Origin of the sequence: Frigoribacterium sp. MEB024 (assembly GCF_000878135.1) — a bacterium.
In the GTDB taxonomy this organism is placed as follows: domain Bacteria; phylum Actinomycetota; class Actinomycetes; order Actinomycetales; family Microbacteriaceae; genus Frigoribacterium.
In genome coordinates, this window is sequence record NZ_JXQZ01000049.1 from 12,176 (window position 1) to 28,973 (window position 16,798).

General features: G+C 68.5%; 16 protein-coding genes, 1 tRNA gene and 1 pseudogene. 5 read left to right on the forward strand and 13 right to left on the reverse strand.

Annotated features, from left to right (window positions below; all coding sequences use genetic code 11):
* Window positions 1-3: 3 nt before the first annotated feature.
* The 3 genes and pseudogenes from SZ60_RS17700 to SZ60_RS10710 all read right to left on the reverse strand — a co-directional run bounded on the left by SZ60_RS17700 (window position 4) and on the right by SZ60_RS10710 (window position 1,934).
* Window positions 4-828: a hypothetical protein gene (locus SZ60_RS17700; RefSeq protein WP_231567127.1), complete on the reverse strand. Its 825-nt coding sequence runs from the start codon at window positions 826-828 to the stop codon at window positions 4-6.
* A 210-nt stretch (window positions 829-1,038) separates the two neighbouring features.
* Window positions 1,039-1,281: pseudogene (locus tag SZ60_RS17865) on the reverse strand (hypothetical protein); the annotation flags it as partial.
* Between the two features lie 576 nt (window positions 1,282-1,857).
* A tRNA-Pro gene (locus SZ60_RS10710) sits at window positions 1,858-1,934 on the reverse strand.
* Window positions 1,935-2,087: 153 nt separating this feature from the next.
* Here SZ60_RS10710 and SZ60_RS17485 point away from each other — a divergent pair.
* The 4 genes from SZ60_RS17485 to SZ60_RS10730 all read left to right on the forward strand — a co-directional run bounded on the left by SZ60_RS17485 (window position 2,088) and on the right by SZ60_RS10730 (window position 6,043).
* Complete coding sequence (locus SZ60_RS17485; protein WP_043595835.1) at window positions 2,088-3,017, forward strand: HNH endonuclease; 930 nt, start codon at window positions 2,088-2,090, stop codon at window positions 3,015-3,017.
* 70 nt (window positions 3,018-3,087) lie between these two features.
* Window positions 3,088-4,116: an ABC transporter ATP-binding protein gene (locus tag SZ60_RS10720; protein ID WP_043595836.1), complete on the forward strand. Its 1,029-nt coding sequence runs from the start codon at window positions 3,088-3,090 to the stop codon at window positions 4,114-4,116.
* The gene (locus tag SZ60_RS10725) at window positions 4,113-5,177 is read left to right on the forward strand and encodes an aliphatic sulfonate ABC transporter substrate-binding protein (protein WP_043595838.1); all 1,065 of its coding nucleotides are present in this window, start codon (window positions 4,113-4,115) and stop codon (window positions 5,175-5,177) included. Before SZ60_RS10720 ends, SZ60_RS10725 begins: the two co-directional genes overlap by 4 nt.
* The gene (locus SZ60_RS10730; RefSeq protein ID WP_231567128.1) at window positions 5,174-6,043 is read left to right on the forward strand and encodes an ABC transporter permease; all 870 of its coding nucleotides are present in this window, start codon (window positions 5,174-5,176) and stop codon (window positions 6,041-6,043) included. The genes SZ60_RS10725 and SZ60_RS10730 overlap by 4 nt, the downstream gene beginning before the upstream one ends.
* 263 nt (window positions 6,044-6,306) lie before the next feature.
* Here SZ60_RS10730 and SZ60_RS10735 read toward each other — a convergent pair whose 3' ends face one another.
* Window positions 6,307-7,533, reverse strand: a complete 1,227-nt coding sequence (locus SZ60_RS10735; RefSeq protein ID WP_043595840.1) for an MFS transporter — start codon at window positions 7,531-7,533, stop codon at window positions 6,307-6,309.
* Window positions 7,534-7,587: 54 nt separating this feature from the next.
* Between SZ60_RS10735 and SZ60_RS10740 the strand changes: the two genes are divergently transcribed.
* Window positions 7,588-8,040, forward strand: coding sequence for a helix-turn-helix domain-containing protein (locus SZ60_RS10740; RefSeq protein WP_043595841.1), 453 nt, complete (start codon window positions 7,588-7,590; stop codon window positions 8,038-8,040).
* Window positions 8,041-8,185: 145 nt separating this feature from the next.
* Here the strand turns inward: SZ60_RS10740 and SZ60_RS10745 are convergent, their stop codons facing one another.
* The 9 genes from SZ60_RS10745 to SZ60_RS10785 form a co-directional block, all read right to left on the reverse strand.
* Entirely contained in the window at window positions 8,186-8,752 is a 567-nt protein-coding gene (locus tag SZ60_RS10745) for a hypothetical protein (protein WP_231567129.1), read from the reverse strand.
* A 54-nt stretch (window positions 8,753-8,806) separates the two neighbouring features.
* Window positions 8,807-9,355 carry a hypothetical protein gene (locus tag SZ60_RS10750; protein WP_156155584.1) on the reverse strand — a complete coding sequence of 183 codons (549 nt, stop codon included), beginning with the start codon at window positions 9,353-9,355 and terminating at the stop codon, window positions 8,807-8,809.
* The gene (locus tag SZ60_RS17490) at window positions 9,348-9,485 is read right to left on the reverse strand and encodes a hypothetical protein (RefSeq protein WP_197073548.1); all 138 of its coding nucleotides are present in this window, start codon (window positions 9,483-9,485) and stop codon (window positions 9,348-9,350) included. The genes SZ60_RS10750 and SZ60_RS17490 overlap by 8 nt, the downstream gene beginning before the upstream one ends.
* Before the next feature lie 143 nt (window positions 9,486-9,628).
* Window positions 9,629-10,057, reverse strand: coding sequence for a hypothetical protein (locus tag SZ60_RS10760; RefSeq protein WP_043595847.1), 429 nt, complete (start codon window positions 10,055-10,057; stop codon window positions 9,629-9,631).
* Between the two features lie 109 nt (window positions 10,058-10,166).
* Window positions 10,167-11,960 (reverse strand): hypothetical protein, encoded by a 1,794-nt coding sequence (locus SZ60_RS10765; RefSeq protein WP_043595849.1) that lies wholly within the window; start codon window positions 11,958-11,960, stop codon window positions 10,167-10,169.
* A complete protein-coding gene (locus SZ60_RS10770) occupies window positions 11,957-12,265 on the reverse strand; it encodes a hypothetical protein (RefSeq protein WP_043595851.1) in 309 nt (102 codons plus the stop codon). Before SZ60_RS10770 ends, SZ60_RS10765 begins: the two co-directional genes overlap by 4 nt.
* A gap of 165 nt (window positions 12,266-12,430) precedes the next feature.
* Window positions 12,431-13,879 carry a ribosome biogenesis GTPase Der gene (gene der / locus SZ60_RS10775; RefSeq protein ID WP_369700705.1) on the reverse strand — a complete coding sequence of 483 codons (1,449 nt, stop codon included), beginning with the start codon at window positions 13,877-13,879 and terminating at the stop codon, window positions 12,431-12,433.
* 70 nt (window positions 13,880-13,949) lie between these two features.
* Window positions 13,950-14,627, reverse strand: a complete 678-nt coding sequence (gene cmk, locus SZ60_RS10780; protein WP_043595878.1) for a (d)CMP kinase — start codon at window positions 14,625-14,627, stop codon at window positions 13,950-13,952.
* Between the two features lie 134 nt (window positions 14,628-14,761).
* The gene (locus tag SZ60_RS10785; protein WP_043595880.1) at window positions 14,762-15,859 is read right to left on the reverse strand and encodes a prephenate dehydrogenase; all 1,098 of its coding nucleotides are present in this window, start codon (window positions 15,857-15,859) and stop codon (window positions 14,762-14,764) included.
* Window positions 15,860-16,798 lie beyond the last annotated feature (939 nt).

Genomic DNA, 16,798 nt, shown 5'->3' on the forward strand with positions numbered 1-16,798 from the left:
TGCTTATTTTACGAAGATAGTACTCGTTGCCGCGTCCTGGCGTACGAAGCGATGAACATATTCAGCCCGGGCCGGCTGAGCATCTCCTTTTCGCCTCGTCAGCAAAGTACGTCCTCGTATTTCATCCTGAAAGACTTCCACGAGCCTGAAACCAAGGCTGCTGATCATCTCCGACAAGTGTTCGTGTGTCTCCATGAGAGTACCCGCTACGACGTTCGTCCCTGCAACTAAGACCACCTCGTCCATGTTGTCAAGTGCGGCCGCATTCTGAAATACTTTCATCATGTCGAGATAATAATGATCGTAAATATCTGCGCGGGTAGCACTTCTGTTGCGCAAATCTCGAAGCTCATCTGCGACGAGGAGGCCATCGAGGGAACTCAGGTTAGGCGCGCGATGTTGGGCACGAATGTGCTCTCGACCAATGCTTCCCTGCTCAATTCCAATTGGGCCCCGGTCATCAATGAAACCGAGCCACGCGGATTCTAGACTGGTACTTCTAACATACTTCTGAGCCGCACCGTAAGGAGGGCTGGATAAGAGAACGACGCTTCCCTGACCTATTAAGGTTTTCCAGGGGTCCGAAGATCGAGCATCTGCGTTCAGCACCTGGGGCTGAGGCCAATTTTTCGGCAAGCGATCAACCTTATTCGATACGAATAGTACCTGTCTTAGGAACTCCTCGAAGATGGAGGCCACCTCCGATCGCTGCCCTTGAACATGATTTGCCCGGACAGGGACCGGAATTCGACGATCAGTTTGACTCGCAGATCTAGCCGTCAGTGCAAAGGCCAGCTCCAAACCTCTTTTTATTTCAAAGTCGGCCACGTCTTGAACGGAATCTCTGATGTAAGACAGATCGGCTAAGTGCTCAGGGGAGTACCAAGGAGCCAGTGATTGTGCTGTCGCTCGGGCCGAGTTCGCCTTATTGGCAGCCTCGATTACCGAACGACCAGCAGCTTCGAGAGACCCGGGAGGAAGGGGCGTCGTCTTTACCCGCGATATTAGGGCAGCCATCGGATTCTGGTCGATACCGAGCGCCTTCAGCCCCTGGAGCGCCGCCTCGACTAGTACAGTGCCGGAACCGCAAAATGGGTCGATGACCGCGCTTGGTGCCAGAGATCTCTCCATGGTCAGGAAGTAGCGTGGAATGTGCCTTAGGAGGCGTGCCGGATATGGGAACAGGCCGTGAGTAAGGTCATCTGCAGGCAGAGCGCCCAATCGGTCACGGAAATTCCCGGGCTGCACCTTCAGCGACCGCCCCTTGGAACCCGCATCCATCTGAGCCTTAGCCCTTCTCGCCTAGAGCCGGGGAGACGACATCATGCAGGCTTGCGGGCCTTTCTAAGGACATCGCGATAGCTCGATCGAAGGGGACACCTGGGTGCGTCTTGTGGGTATATCGCTGCCAACGGGAGGGGTGGCGGGGCTTCCCGCCAAGGGTGACCACGGGAACGCCGTGATGCTCCAAGGCTTCGTGAAGAGCGCTTAGTCTTCGCCTGAACGGTGAGCGAGAGGGGCCAATGGGTGCGGAGAGGCCGTATGCCAGCAATACTTCATCTGCTTTAGCTAGCTCGAAGTTCAACTGCATCCATTCGACGGCTCCCCACTCAGCCTGTAAGTCCAGATTTCCGATCTCCAAGGATGTCTGAGTCTTCTCAACGACGACATTTACAACACCCCATGAATGATGCCCCAGAATGCGGGCAGCCAGGGCCGTTCGACTCCTTGTGATTCTGCCGTCGCCGACCGGCGGATTATGAAGGACCGCCAGCAGTTCAGTCACGACCCGGGCCTCCCCGCGACAGTAGTTCTCTCGGCGAACCGACGAGAAATACGTTCGCCGACTGTAAACATTGGTCGGGCTGACAGGATTTGAACCTGCGACCCCTTGACCCCCAGTCAAGTGCGCTACCAAGCTGCGCCACAGCCCGAGAAAACCGTTGCTGAGCAACTGCCTTCTTGGTGTTGCCCCGACCGAGGCAACCCGACAAGCATAGCCGATCCAGCGGCCTTCAAAGTCCACCCGCAGTCGGCCCCTCACACTGGGTACGTGACGATCACCCAGGATTCCGCATACGTGAGTCATGATCTCTTTCGTGGGGATATCGGACTGGACGCGCGGCGAGTACGAGCGACGCCTCACGCTCTGGAGCGAGCTCGCCAAAGCCGGTAACGCCGACGGCCTCACCCCGTCCGCCATTCGCGACCTCGGCCTCTACAAAGGCCAGGCCGGCATCTTCTTCGACGGCACCGGCGACTGGACCCAAGGGTCCCCCGGTCGCGTGGCTCTCACCCTTCAGCACACCGGCACCTCGTACGCCGACGACCTCACCGACGAACACCTCGACTACCACTACCCCTCCACGCAGCGGCACGCCTCGTTCGATCGCAACGAGATCGAGTCGGTCAAACGAGCCCAGAGCCTCGGTCTGCCCCTCTTCGTCGTGACCCCCAACGCCCTGCGCTCGACCCTCAAGGACGTCCGACTCGGCTACGTCGACACCTTCGACGACGATGCCGCCGTCTTCCACCTCTCCTTCGTCGAGTCCGTCCTCCCCCTTCCCTCTGACGACGAGCTGCCCGCTTCGGAGGAGGAGGTCGACTTGTTCGGCGGTCTCCCCGAACAGACCCTCCGCCTCGTCCAGCAGCGCACCCAACAGCGCCGCTTCAAGGTCGACGTCCTGAACCGCTACGGCTCGACCTGCGCCCTGTGCGACATCGCCGTCCCACGACTCATCCAGGGCGCGCACCTCATCCCCAAAAGCATCGGCGGCGCCGACGAAGCGGTCAACGGCTTGCCGCTCTGCCTCAACCACCACGTCGCCTTCGACGCGTTCCTCTTGCGCCTGGAGCCGGACGGCAGCCGCATCACCTACGCCCCCGGCATCACGAAGGCCGATTTGCAGGTCACCCGCGACGATCTGTTCCACCTACCTGCCGTGCCCTCGGCCGCGGCCCTGCGGAAGTTCTACCGAACGGATGCCGCCCTGGCGGCCTTCTCCAGCTGGTCCTAGACCGAACGGAGTGTTTCGCCCCGTTACACCGCACGGGACGGCAAGCACCCCGCCCACCTACCGTCGTGACATGTCCACCTCGACGACCCGCGCCTCCTCGGCCCTGCCGATCCGTCTGCGCGGCGTCGGGAGGCGTTTCGGCGAGCGCCCCGTCCTCAACGGCCTCGACCTCGACGTCGAGGCCGGCGAGATCATCGCCATCGTCGGCCCGTCCGGCTGCGGCAAGTCCACGCTGCTCCGCCAGGTGGGCGGCCTCGACCAGCCCGACACCGGCACCGTCGACATCGACGACTCCCCCACCCTGCCCACCGACCAACGCTGCGCCATCGCTTTCCAGGAGCCTCGCCTCCTGCCCTGGCGCACCCTCCGCCAGAACGTCGAACTCGGCCTGCCGAAGGCCGGCAAGGGCGACCGAGGCAGCAAACCGGACAAGGCCGCCGGCCGCGCCCGCATCACCGAACTGCTCGACCTCGTCGGGCTCGGCAGCTCGGCCGGCCTCCGCCCCCGCCAGGTGTCCGGAGGCATGGCCCAACGCACCTCCCTCGCCCGCGCCCTCGCCCGGGCCCCCAAGGTGCTGCTGCTCGACGAACCGTTCGGAGCCCTCGACGCCCTCACCCGCCTCCGCATGCACGATCTGCTGCTCGACATCCACCGGGCCGAACCCACCACCGTCCTGCTCGTCACCCACGACGTCGACGAAGCCCTCTACCTCGCCGACCGCATCGTCGTCCTCGCCGACCTCTCGCAGCAGCAGCCCGCCGGCGCCACCGGCGCGTCAGACACCACCGCAGGAGGCGCGGCGCGCGCCGACACCGCAGGAGGCGCGGCGCACGCCCCCACCGCAGGAGGCGCCCCCAGCATCCAGCGCATCGTCACCGTGCCCGGCGACCGACCCCGTGACCGCGACGACCCCGCCCTGGCCGAGCTGCGCCTCCAGCTGCTCGCCGACCTCGGCGTCCACCGCGTCCACGCGGGCAACTCGACCACCAGCACGCTGACCGCGACGGCCACCGCCGGACGCACCCGGACCGAGACCGCACCCGAACCGACCCCCGCAGACCACCGCACCGCCCCCGACAGCACGGAGACGAACCGATGACCTTCCGCACCTCCCCCACCACCCGCACCCGCGCCTCCTGGGCTGGCGGTCTCGCCCTCGCCGCGGCGAGCGCCCTCCTCCTCACCGGCTGCGTCGCGGGTGAGGACGCCGGCACCGGCGCGGCCGACGCGGCAGGCGGCGCCGGGGCGAGCGACGGCGACTGGTCGACCGACACGCTCGACATCGACTTCGCGACCTACAACCCGCTCAGCCTCGTCGTGAAGGACCAGGGCTACCTCGAGAACGCCCTCGGCGACGGAGTCACCGTGAACTGGACCCAGTCGGCCGGCTCGAACAAGGCCAACGAGCTGCTGCGCGCCGGAGCGGTCGACGTCGGCTCGACCGCCGGCTCGGCGGCACTGCTCGCCCGCTCGAACGGCTCCCCCATCAAGACGATCGACGTGTACTCGCAGCCCGAGTGGTCGGCGCTCGTCGTCCCGGGCGACTCGACCATCACCGACGTCAAGGGCCTCCGCGGCAAGACGATCGCGGCGACCACCGGCACCGACCCGTACTTCTTCCTGCTGCAGGCGCTCGACCAGGCCGGGCTCAGCGCCTCGGACGTGACGATCCAGAACCTGCAGCACGCCGACGGACGTGCCGCCCTCGAGAACGGCAGCGTCGACGCCTGGTCCGGCCTCGACCCGATCATGGCCGCGAGCGAGGCCGAGTCGGGCACGAGGCTGCTCTACCGCAACGTGGACTTCCTCAGCTACGGGTTCCTCAACGCCACCGAGTCGTTCCTCGAGGCGTCGCCCGACGTCGCGCAGGTCGTCGTCGACTCGTACGAGAAGGCCCGCGCCTGGGCACTCGAGAACCCGGACGAGACCGCCGCCATCCTCGCGAAGGCCGCCGCCATCGACCCCGCCGTCGCCACCACGGTGATCGACCGCACCCACCTCGACATCGACCCCGCCCCCGGAGCCGACCAGCGCGCCGTCCTCGACACCGTCGGCCCGATCCTGGTCGAGTCGGGCGACGTCCCCTCGCAGGACGACGTCGACGCCGCCCTCGACTCGCTCTTCGACGACTCGTACGCGACGGCCGCGTCCACCTCGTGAGCAGCACCCTGACCGCCACCCCTCGAGCCGAGGAGGCGCGGGTCGTCGACGACGGACGCCGCGCCTCCTCGTCCGGGTCGCCCGCGCCGCGACGCCCGGGCACCCCGGGCGCGCCTGCTCCCCGCCGCCTGGCACTGCTCGGGGTGCTCGTGCCGGCCGCCGTGCTCGCCGCCTGGGTGCTCGCCACCACCGTCGGAGGTGTGCCCTCGTACCGCCTGCCGTCCCCTGCGGACGTGGCGCGGGCAGGAGTCGACCTCGCCGCCACGGGTCAGCTCGGCCTCTACGTCGCCATCTCGGTGCAGCGGGTGCTGATCGGGTTCGTGGTCGGGTCGGTGATCGGGCTGGTCGTCGGCGCCGTGGTCGGGCTGTCGCGGGTGGGCGAGGCGTTGCTCGCACCGTCGATCGCGGCCGTGCGCGCGGTCCCGTCGCTGGCCTGGGTGCCGCTGCTGATCCTGTACCTCGGCATCGGCGAGGACTCGAAGGTGACCCTGATCGCGATCGGTGCGGCCTTCCCGGTGTTCACCACGGTCGCGGGGTCGCTGCGGCACGTCGACCCGCAGCTCGTCGAGGCGGGACGCGCCTACGGCCTGCGGCGGGTGTCGCTCTTTACCCGGGTGCAGCTGCCGGCCGTGCTGCCGTCGCTCGTGTCGGGGCTGCGGCTGGCGCTCGCGCAGGCGTGGCTGTTCCTGGTCGCGGCCGAGCTGATCGCGTCGTCGATGGGCCTCGGCTTCCTGCTGACCGAGTCGCAGTCGAACGGACGCGTCGACCGGATCTTCCTCGCCATCGTGCTGCTGGCGCTGCTCGGGACGCTGAGCGACACCGTGCTGAACGTCGTGCAGCGCGTGGCGCTGCGGCGCTGGCGGTAGGCGGTAGGCCGCAGGCCGCAGGCGGTCTACCGCCCGCCGCCCGGGTATGACGCCAAGAAGTGGTCACTGCGCCAGGACTAAGCCTGGCGCGGTGACCACTTCCTGGCGTCGTGGCCCGCCCCACCCCGCCACGAAGTACACACTCCGCCACGAGATCGCGTGGCGGCGTGTTCACCTCGTGGCGGCATGCAAGCCCGCCACCTGCCGTCCGCACCTTCCCGACGCGACCCGACCCGCGCCTCCTGCGTTCCGCCCTGCCACCCCTACGCCGCGACCCGCCCGCGCCGCTCCCGCCCGCGCATCACGACGACGACCGCCACCATCGCCGCGAGCGCCAGCCCCACGATCGCCGGAGCTCCGACGTCGACGGCGCTCTCGAGCCCTCCGCGGGTCGCCTGCGCGCCGAGCCACAGCGCGGTCGCCCCTTGCACCAGGTAGGCGACGAGGTACACCGCCGACAGCGTCCCGGCGCGGTGATGCTCCGGAGCGAACCGCGACACGATCCCCAGCCCCGCCGCGAAGAACAGGCTGTAGCCGACCCCCGACAGTACGCAGAAAGCCAGGAACAGCCCCAACGACTGCTGTGCCGCGGCCAGCACCAGTGCCGTGAAGCTGAGCGCCGTCGCCACCGCCGCCACGACGACGGCGATCACCACCGGCACCCGTCGCGACGCCAGCGCCACGACCGCGATGACCACCATCGACAGGGCGATCACCGCGCCGGTGACGAACGCGTTGTCGCTGCCGATCAGCGTCACGCCGATCTCGGCACCGAGCGAGAGCACCACGGCCCCGAGAGCGTAGGAGGCGCTGACACAGACAGCCGCGGCGCCCACCGCCCCGAGGAGCGCGCGCGGCATGCTCGGCCACCGTGGCCTCCAGGGCCCGGCCAGCGCGTCCCGGTCCCGCGGCAGCCGCCAGACGAGGACGAGCACTCCCACCTCGACGACGAGCAGAACCCAGTACGTGAGGTGCAGCGGTTCGGGCGCGTACTGGACGAGCGCTCCGCCGAGCAGCGTCGCGAAGACGAGGCCCACAGCGGTGGAGGCGGTGCTGATGGCTCCGGTGCGCGCCGAGTTGACGGGACCGGCGATGTCGATCATCGCGGCGGTGGCGGGGCTGAGCGACAGGCCGACGCCGAGGCCCATGAACGCGCGGCCGACCAGCACCCAGCCGACGTCCGGAGCCAGCGCGAACAGCAGCACACCGACGATGGACGCGCTCACGCCGAGCAGGATGCTCGCCCGCCGGCCGATCGTGTCGCTCAGGCCGCCGAAGACGAGCAGCACGACGACGAGGACGAGCGGGTAGACGGCGAAGATCGCGGTCGTGACGAACGGCGTCAGCTGCCAGTCCGTCGCGTAGAGCGGGTAGACCGGCGTCGCGGCGCCGCTCGTCCACAGGGCGAGGGCGAGGACGGAGGCGCAGGTCCAGAACGCGAGCCTATCCGGCCCGTCGGGACGGACGGAGGCAGCGAGGTCACGGGGCATGTCGGCGACGCTAGCACCCTGGATACGAAAAGCCTATCGAGGTAGGGTGTCGGCATGGCTTCTCGTGGACCCCTCGACCCGCGTTGCGGCATCGCGCGCAGCCTCGACCTGCTCGGCGAGCGCTGGGCCCTGCTCGTGGTGCGGGAGGCGCTGCTCGGGCACACCCGGTTCTCGCAGTTCCGGGCGCGGCTCGGCCTGTCGCCCGACGTGCTGACGGCCCGGCTCGAGTCGCTCGTCGCCGCCGGCGTGCTCGAACGCTCGACCTACCGAGAAGACGGGGCCCGTGAGCGGGTCGAGTACCTGCTGACCGACGCCGGCCGCGACCTCTCCCCCGTGCTGGCCGCCCTCGCCGTCTGGGGCGACGAGCACGATCCGCACCCCGACGGCGCCGCACGTCGGTTCAGCGTCGCCGGGTCGGGAGAACCCGTGCGGGTCGCGTTCGTCACGGGCGACGGGCACGTGGTCGAGCCCGCCGACGTCGAGATGGTTCCGCGCGCGAGCGACTAGGCCGCGCCTCCTCGGGCCTGCGGCCGCCCCGCCCGCCAGCCCGCCTGCCCGCCTGCCCGCCTGCCCGCCACGAAGTGAACACCCCGCCACGGAATCGGATGGCCGTTTGTTTACCTCTTGGCGTGGTGCCGGAGCGCGCGGACTCTCAGCTCGCGCCGTCGACCACGTCGGGCTTCGCCGGCCGCGGGAACGCCGCGCGCATGTGGTCGCTGGTGAGCAGGTCGCCGATGCCGATCATCAGCAGCGAGAAGACGATCTGCTCGACGACCATCCATCCGGGGTAGAGCCCGGGGATGGTGGCGATGATGAGCGTCACGATCGGGAAGATGCGACTGAACAGGCGGAGGCGTGAGTAGGCCCAGTAGTAGCCGAGCTGTGCCCGCCAGGCGAAAACGTAGAGCGAGGCGGTGATGAAGAGGACGACGGTGGAGCGGAACCACACGGCCCACGGCACGTGTTCTCCGCGGCTGGTGAGGACGGCGGCGATGAAGATGGCGGTGAGCCCGACGACGGTCTCGCCGAACAGCAGCCACCGGATGCCGACGAAGCCGCGGACGGTTCGAGGGTGCTGCCGCATGTCCTCGTGGATGACGTAGCCCGAGTGCCGCCCGCCGGCGAGCCGGTCGAGCTGCAGCCGCTGCCACACCCGGTCGGCCGCGGCCGACAACCCCACCCCCGAGGAGGCGCGGTGCCACAGCCCAGCGCCCGTCACCGTTCGCACCCCGTCCGCTCGTCTCACGAACACCAATGGTGCCCTATCCCACCCTCAGAACAGACCACCCTCTGCCTGCCCGGGCTGAAGCGTGAAGCACCACGAACTCGAGGACACCTGGACCTTCGAGCGCCCCGTGTAGACCGTGATGGAATATCTGGTTCCATCCCTGGTCCAAACGATGAGCCATTCATCCCTGCCGTCAGGCGTGACGAGCCGTTCTGTACGAAAGTCCGCAGAATCAGCAAGTCTGTGTTCCACCAAAGAGAAGTACGCCTCTTGTTCTGGGGCTTCGGCGTACTCGATCGTCGTCGACCCCGTCCACTGATGTCGCCCCTCGGAACATGACATCAGGACCCCGTCAGCCGGTTCCAGGATGCCCACGATGCTCTCCGCATCCCCCATGGATGCCAGTTCTCGTTGAGTCACCATGACGTCGCGTTTCAGGGCCGAGAGATCCACTCGATCGGTCTTTTCGTCTATGTACTTCATCTGCTCAAGCCCCTCCGGGGTCTCTTGGGCGCAACCCGCGACCAAGCTAGCCAATACCGCAATGACGACTGCGCACCGCACCGCGACGAATCTCGCCTTGTTTCTAGCCATCAGGGAACAGTTCCTGCCTCAAGGCATCGCGCACCTGTGCATTGTCGTCACTCGATTGAGCGACGAGCGCATGGTTGTCATCGAGCTTCCAGACCGGGGTGTAGCTTGCCCCGGCCTGCTCGAGTTCCACGTCATGCGGACTCTGGAAGTACCCACGCGAGTCGAAGTCATCGGATCGGTTCGGGTTACGTCCGCCCCAGACACCACCGGTCGACTGCGCCTCCATCAGGAAATCCCAGTAGCTGTGGCACGCCAATGGCGGACGTCCCACCCTCAGAACCGACCACCATTCGTCTGCCCGGGCTGAACCGTGAAGCACCACGAACTCGCCGACACTTGCACCTTCGAGATGCCCGCCCAGAGGGTGATCGAGTAGCGAGTACCGTCTTCACCTCGAACGATGAGCCATTCGTCTTCGCCATCTGGTGAGAACTGTCGAGACGTCGTCAGCTCATCGGACCCCTCAAGCTCTGCCTCGACCAGGCGGTAGTACTCCTCTTGGCTTGGCATGGCCGAGTACTCGGCGGTCGTCGATCCCGTCCATTGGTGCTGGCCACCCGAACAAGACATGAGAACGCCATTCGACGACTCCTCGACACTCCCTTCGACGAGTTCAGACCCCATGGAAACGAGGCGGCGCTGAACGACACGGATGTCTTGGCGCAACTGTCCGAGATCGACTCGGTCAGATCCCTCTTCCATGTACTTCTCTCTCTTCGTTTCTTCGCTGCTCGGACTCGAACATGCAACGAGGTTTGCAACAGCGATGGACACTGCGGCTGCAACCAGCCACCGTCGCCGAGGAATCCTTCTAGCGAACATCCGGATGGACTTCCTTCGTGAGGGCATCTCTTACGGCGGCGTTTGCCTCGCTGGACTCGGCAACGAGCGAATGGTTGTCATCCACCTTCGTGAGAGGCGTCAGAGTGGCCATGTCTCCAAACCTGAGGTCTTCGGGGCCCAGGTAGTACCCCTTGGAATCGAACTCATCCGACCGGTTCGGGTTTCGACCTTCCCAGACACCGCCCGTGCGCTGGGCAGCCTGGAGAAAGTCCCAGTAGCTGTAATCGGTGTAGGTCGTACCGGGACGCGCCTGCCACTCGGGCGGCATGCCCGCGCCGGCGAGCGAGATGACCTTGTCGTAGGTGGCACCCCGCACCTCGGCCGACGTGATGTTCGCGAGCCCCCAACTGTGGCCGATCGCGATGTCTCGATGGCCGGGCTTGGTCGAGACCGGGTCGACCGCCAAGCCTCGTTGGAAGTCGTACAAGGTCTTGCTCGACTTACGAGCGAATTCGGGGTCGTTCGCCTCGGCGAAGGCCCCGACGAACTCGGCGGGGTTCTTTCCGCCCTCCGCCCCTCCAGGAAAGAACCCGTCCTTGAACACGAACGCGACCGTGGTCTTGCTCGCGTCGCTATCGTGCAGCCACCACGCCATCTGCTGCACGGTTCCAGGCTCCCGATAGAACGAATCCATGTTCGTCAGCGTCCCCGGCACGTAGGTCAGCACCGTCCTGGTCGATTCGTTCCACTCCCCGATCATCTCGATGATGCGACTCTTCGACGGATCGAAGAGGTACAGCTGAACCGTCGGCGGCTCTGCCACCGCTCGCCCGAGGTACGCGCGCTCGCGCGCCAAGGCGGCGAGCGTCTCGTCATCGCCGGGGAGGCCCCTGCGCTTGATCGGCCCCACCATCGCGTCGATCTCGGCCATCCGACGTCTCGCGTTGAACACGTTCGCCGCGACCCGCGCCGACGGCGGCAGGCCGTCGAGCGCCCCGATGATCGCTGGCGCCCCTCGCACCAGCGCCACTTGCATCGCAGTGAGTCCGTCGGCGTTCCGCGCACCCTGCTGCCCGAGCTCGTCCCACCAAGCCCGCACCCGCTCGGGATCGGCCAGGAACGCCTTGTCGACGAGTTCGGGGTGCTGCTCGAGCAGCATCGTCAGCTCGGTGGCCGAGAGCCCTGCCAGCAACGCCAGCAATTCCTCGGACGACCCCGCGGCCAGGGCCTGCCCGGTGACCTGAGGCAACGCCCCCATCGCCTCGGGGCTCTGCAGCGCGGCGATGCACCGGCGATCAGCCGCAGCCCGCTCTTCGACCAAGTCGGCCCACAAGCCCGCCATGACCTCGAGCTCGCGTTGCTCGTCGTCGATGCGACGCTGCAATGTCGACCGTTCACCCGAGCGGTACTCGGACTCCACGACAATGCCGATCAGGTCGTCCCGCGCCGCGTCCTGCGCCTCACGCATGATCGTCTTCAAGGCGACCCCCGTCGAGAGGACGTTCTGCTCAGCCATCGCACGCCGCGCCTCCAGGGTCTGCTGAGACCCCTGGATCAACGACACGTCGACCGCGTACGCCTCGAGCGCCGCCGCGTGGTGCTCGAGGCCCCGAGCCACAGCAGTCACCTCGGCGGACACGTCCGTCATGGACGCGACGAACTGCTCGCCCGAGCGTCCCCGCCAGCACTCGGCACCCCAGCTCGCCGCCTCGGCCAACCGGTAGGCCGCCACCTCGAGATCGTCGACCTCGGTCCGCCTCGTCGTCGCGAGCTGCCGGATGCCCTCGACCGACCCGACCCCCGGGGCGGCGTCGGCACTCACTTGGACCCCACCCCGGCCAGGTCGTCCACCGGCAAGCCGGCGGCGAGCCGCGACTCCACCTGCTCGAACTCGCGCACGAACGTCGTCGTGAAGTCGCCCACCGCCTGGATCGCCTCGACGGCCAACCCCGCCCGTCTCACCAGCTGCCCCGTCGCCTCGTCGAGAACCCCCGCCACGCTCGGCGAACCGACGTCGGACGCCGTCCCGAGCGTCAGCGTCGCCGACACCTCGGCGTCGACGGCCGCCGACGACACCCGCCACGCAACCGACGTCAACGTCTTCTCGTCCACCACCAGGTCTGCCATGCACCCTCGCCCTCCATCATGCGACATTCACATATCGCTGTCGATGGGAGCCACCTTAGCAATGCAGAACGCCCGGTGTGGAAACGATCCACAACCGGGCGTTCAGTCCACAGGCGAGCCTGCGGGCGGTGCCGATCCGTCGACGGGACAGGCACGGGAGAAGGGCTACGGGCGCTTGCGCTTCTCGCGCACGCGCATGTTCACCGTGATGGGCGTGCCCTCGAAGCCGAAGATCTCGCGCAGGCGCCGCGTGATGAAGCGGCGGTACTGCGGGTCGAGGAACCCGGTCGTGAAGAGCACGAAGGTCGGCGGGCGGTTCGCGGCCTGGGTGCCGAACAGGATGCGCGGCTGCTTGCCCGACCGCAGCGGGTGCGGGTGCTCGGCGACGAGCTCGGCGAGCAGGGCGTTGAACTTGCCGGTCGGGATGCGGGTGTCCCACGACTCGAGGGCGAGCTCGAGGGCGGGGACGAGCTTCTCGAGGTGACGACCCGTGCGGGCCGAGATGTTCACGCGAGGGGCCCACGACACGTGGTCGAGGTCCTGCTCGATCTCGCGCTCGAGGTAGCGGCGACGGTCGTCGTCCAAGAGGTCCCACTTGTTGAACGCGAGGACGAGCGCACGGCCCGACTCGAGCACCAGGTCGATGATGCGCAGGTCCTGCGTCGAGATCTGCTCGGTGACGTCGATCACGACGACGGCGACCTCGGCCTTCTCGAGCGCTGCCGAGGTACGCAGCGACGCGTAGAAGTCCGCGCCCTGCTGCAGGTGGACACGCTTGCGGATGCCGGCGGTGTCGACGAAGGTCCACACGCGACCGGCGATCTCGACCTGCTCGTCGACGGGGTCGCGAGTCGTGCCCGCGAGCTCGTTGACGACGACGCGCTCTTCGCCCGCGGCCTTGTTCAGCAGCGAGCTCTTGCCGACGTTCGGTCGACCGAGGATCGCGACGCGACGCGGGCCGCCGATCTCTTGCTTGGCCACGGTCGAGACCGCGGGCAGCTTGGTCATGCAGAGGTCGAGCAGGTCGGCGACGTTGCGGCCGTGCAGAGCCGACGCGGGGAACGGCTCGCCGAGCCCCAGCGACCACAGCGATGCGGCCTCGAGGTCTTTGCGGGCGTCGTCGCTCTTGTTGGCGACGAGGATGACGGGCTTGTGCGAGGCCCGCAGCATGCGCACGACGGCCTCGTCGGTGGCCGTCGCCCCGACGTTGACGTCGACGACAAACAGCACGGCGTCGGCCAGGTCGACCGCGATCTCGGCCTGCATCGCGACCGAGCGGTCGATGCCGATCGCGTCGGGTTCCCACCCGCCGGTGTCGACGAGGGTGAAGCGGCGTCCGCCCCACTCGGCCTTGTACGAGACGCGGTCGCGCGTGACACCGGGCTTGTCCTCGACGACGGCCTCGCGCCTCCCGAGGATGCGGTTGACCATGGCGCTCTTGCCGACGTTCGGTCGGCCGACGATCGCCAGCACCGGCAGGGCCGGGGCGTAGGTGAGTGCGTCGGGGTCCCAGTCGGCCCCCTCGAGGACGTCGATGTCGCCCTCGTCGAGGTCGTAGTCGGTCAGGCCGGCGCGAAGGGCTCGGGCGCGCTGGTCGGCGTCCTCGTCGGGCATCGTCTGGATGCGGTCGACCATCTGCTCGTCGAGCTCGGGGTACTTGTCGTCGTCTGCCATGGGGACTTCCTTAAGAAATGGGGGTGCTCGCTCGCACGAGCTCGACCACGGCCTGCACGGTCTGGTCGAAGTCGAGTTGGGTGGAGTCGACGGTGGAGACGCCGGGTGCGGCGGTCATGAAGTCGACGACCTTGCTGTCGAGCCGGTCGCGGGTCGAGAGCTGCCGAGCTGTCTCTTCGGCACTCTGCCCGGTCACCTCGGCCGAACGCCTGGCCATTCTAGCGGCTTCGCTCGCGGTCAACAGGATTCTGACCTGGGCATCCGGTGCGACGACGGTCGTGATGTCGCGGCCCTCGGTGACGATGCCCGGCTTGTCGGTCGACGCGATGATGCGGCGGAAGAGGTCGACCATGAACCGGCGGACCTCGGGCAGCTTGGCCACGTGGCTGACGGCGGTCGTCACGCGCGGGGTGCGGATCTCGTCCGTCACGTCGCGACCGCCGATCGTCACCGAGGAGGCGCGGGCCGTATCGATCCCGATCGCGTAGTGGAACGTCGGCAGCGCCGCGATGATCGCGTCCGCGTCGTCGAGGTCGACGCCGCCGTCGAGGGCGTGCAGGGCGAAGGCTCGGTAGGCCGCCCCCGTGTCCTGGTAGTCGAAGCCGAGAGAAGCGGCGGAGGCGCGGCTGACGCTGGACTTGCCGCTCCCGGCCGGTCCGTCGACGGCCACCACGACGTGGCGGTGCACGGCCGCGGCGGTCTCGGCCCGCAACTCTTCGACGTGGGCCTCGCCGGCGGGACCTCCGACGCCGTGCTCACCCGGCGAGCGCTCGGGGTCGACGTCGGACGAACCGACGGGGCTCGTGCCGCCCAGGTCGGCGCTCACGCGAACGCCCCCACGACGGTCCAACCCCGGGTCTCGAGTTCGGTGACGAGTCGGTCTTCTTGTTCGGGCACGATCGATACCTCCGCGAGTCCTACCTGCGCGCCCGGCGAGTGCTCGAGCCGCAGGTCTTCCAGGTTGACGCCGATCTCACCGATCTCGGTGAGCAGGCGGGCCAGTTGCCCGGGAGTGTCGTCGACCATGACGATCACCGAGCTGAACTGGGTCTGTTGCCCGTGCTTGCCGGGCAGACGGGCGACGCCGACGTTGCCGGCGCCGATGCTCTCGGCGACGGCGCGGCGACTGCCCGGCGCGTCGGGTGCTTCGAGCGCGTGCACGACGCGGTCGAGGTCGGCGCGCAGGTCGCGCAGCACGACGGCGACGCGGGAGGCGTTCGCCCCCAGGATCTGCGTCCAGAGCGCCGGGTCGCTGCTGGCGACCCGCGTGACGTCCCGGACGCCCTGACCGGCGAGGCCGAGCGAGGCGTCGGGTGCGTCGCGCAGACGGGTCGCCATGAGGGAGGCGACGACCTGCGGCGCGTGGCTGACGAGGGCGACGCCGGCGTCGTGTTCTTCCGGCGACATCTCGATCGGGGTCGCTCCGAGGTCGAGCGCCAGGTCTTCGACGGCGGCCGCCCGACGGTACGTGATGTCGTCGTGCCCCGCGATGACCCACGGGCGGCCGACGAAGAGGTCGGCGCGAGCCGAGACGGCTCCCCCGCGTTCGCGGCCGGCCATGGGATGCGAACCGATGTACCTCGACACGTCGGCGCCGCGCGCACGCAACTCGGCGAGCGGGGCGACCTTGACCGATGCGACGTCGGTCACGAGCGCCTCGGGCCAGGCGTCGAGTTCGCGCGCGACGATGCCGCTGGTGACGTCGGGCGGCACGGCGACGACCACGAGCCCGGGGGCGTCGCCGTCGGCCGGTGGCCGCCCGGCGCCGTAGTCGACGGCGAGGCTGCGCGCGGCCGGCGACACGTCGTCGAGGATCACGTCGACCCCGTGCTGACGCAGTCGCAGACCGATGCTGGCACCGAGCAGACCCGAGCCGACGATGCGAACCTGGCCCGCGAGCCGCCGACTGCCGGACGTCAGCGCGTCAGCAGTCAGGGCGTCGACCGTCGGCACGCCGCCGATCGCCGCGTCGAGCGTGGTGGAGTCGTCAGCCGAGGAGGCGCGGTGCGCGTCGGTCACGACCGCCCGCCCCCTCGAGGACCACGTCCCCCGGCGTCGGGTCTGCCACGGTACGGGCGGTCGCCGCCGCGGTCGTCACGGCCGCCACGGTCGTCACGGCCACCGCGGTCGTCACGCGGGCCACGGGCGGGTCCGCCTCGCGAACCGCCGCGGTCGTCGCGTTGCTCACGGCCCTGGTAGCCGCCGCTGCGCGATCCGTCGCGCCCGGCGCGATCGTCGCGACCCTGGTAGCCGTCGCCACGCGAGCCACCTCGGTCATCGCGACCCTGGTAACCACCGCGGGAGTCTCCACGATCCGCACGGTCGTCACGGCCCTGGTAGCCGCCCCTCGCCGCACCACGGTCGTCACGGCCCTGGTACCCACCGCGCGAACCACCGCGGTCGTCACGACCGGCCCGGTCGTCACGTCCACCCCGGTCGTCACGGCCCTGGTACCCGCCCCGCGAACCACCACGGTCGTCGCGCGAGTCGCGCCCACCCGTGTAGCCACCGGCACCGGCACGACGGTCGTCACGCCCGCCACGGTCGTCTTCGCCGCGCTCCGCTGCGCCGCGGTCGACCCAGCCTCGGTTGGTCGCCTTGCCGCCGGCACGGATGCCCGAGGGGCGTCCGGTGCGCGGATCGCGGTTGGCGTCGCGGTTCGGGTAACCCGCCGCGCGCTCTTCACCGGGGCTCAGCGGACGGTCTCCGCCACCTCGCGGCGAACGGTCGTCGCGCGAGACGAACCCGCCCCGCGAGCCGCGATCGTCGCGTGACACGAACCCACCGCGATCGTCACGACCTCGGCCGTCGTCGTTCCGGCCCTGGTATCCCGGGCGTGCTCCACCGCGGTCGTCACGA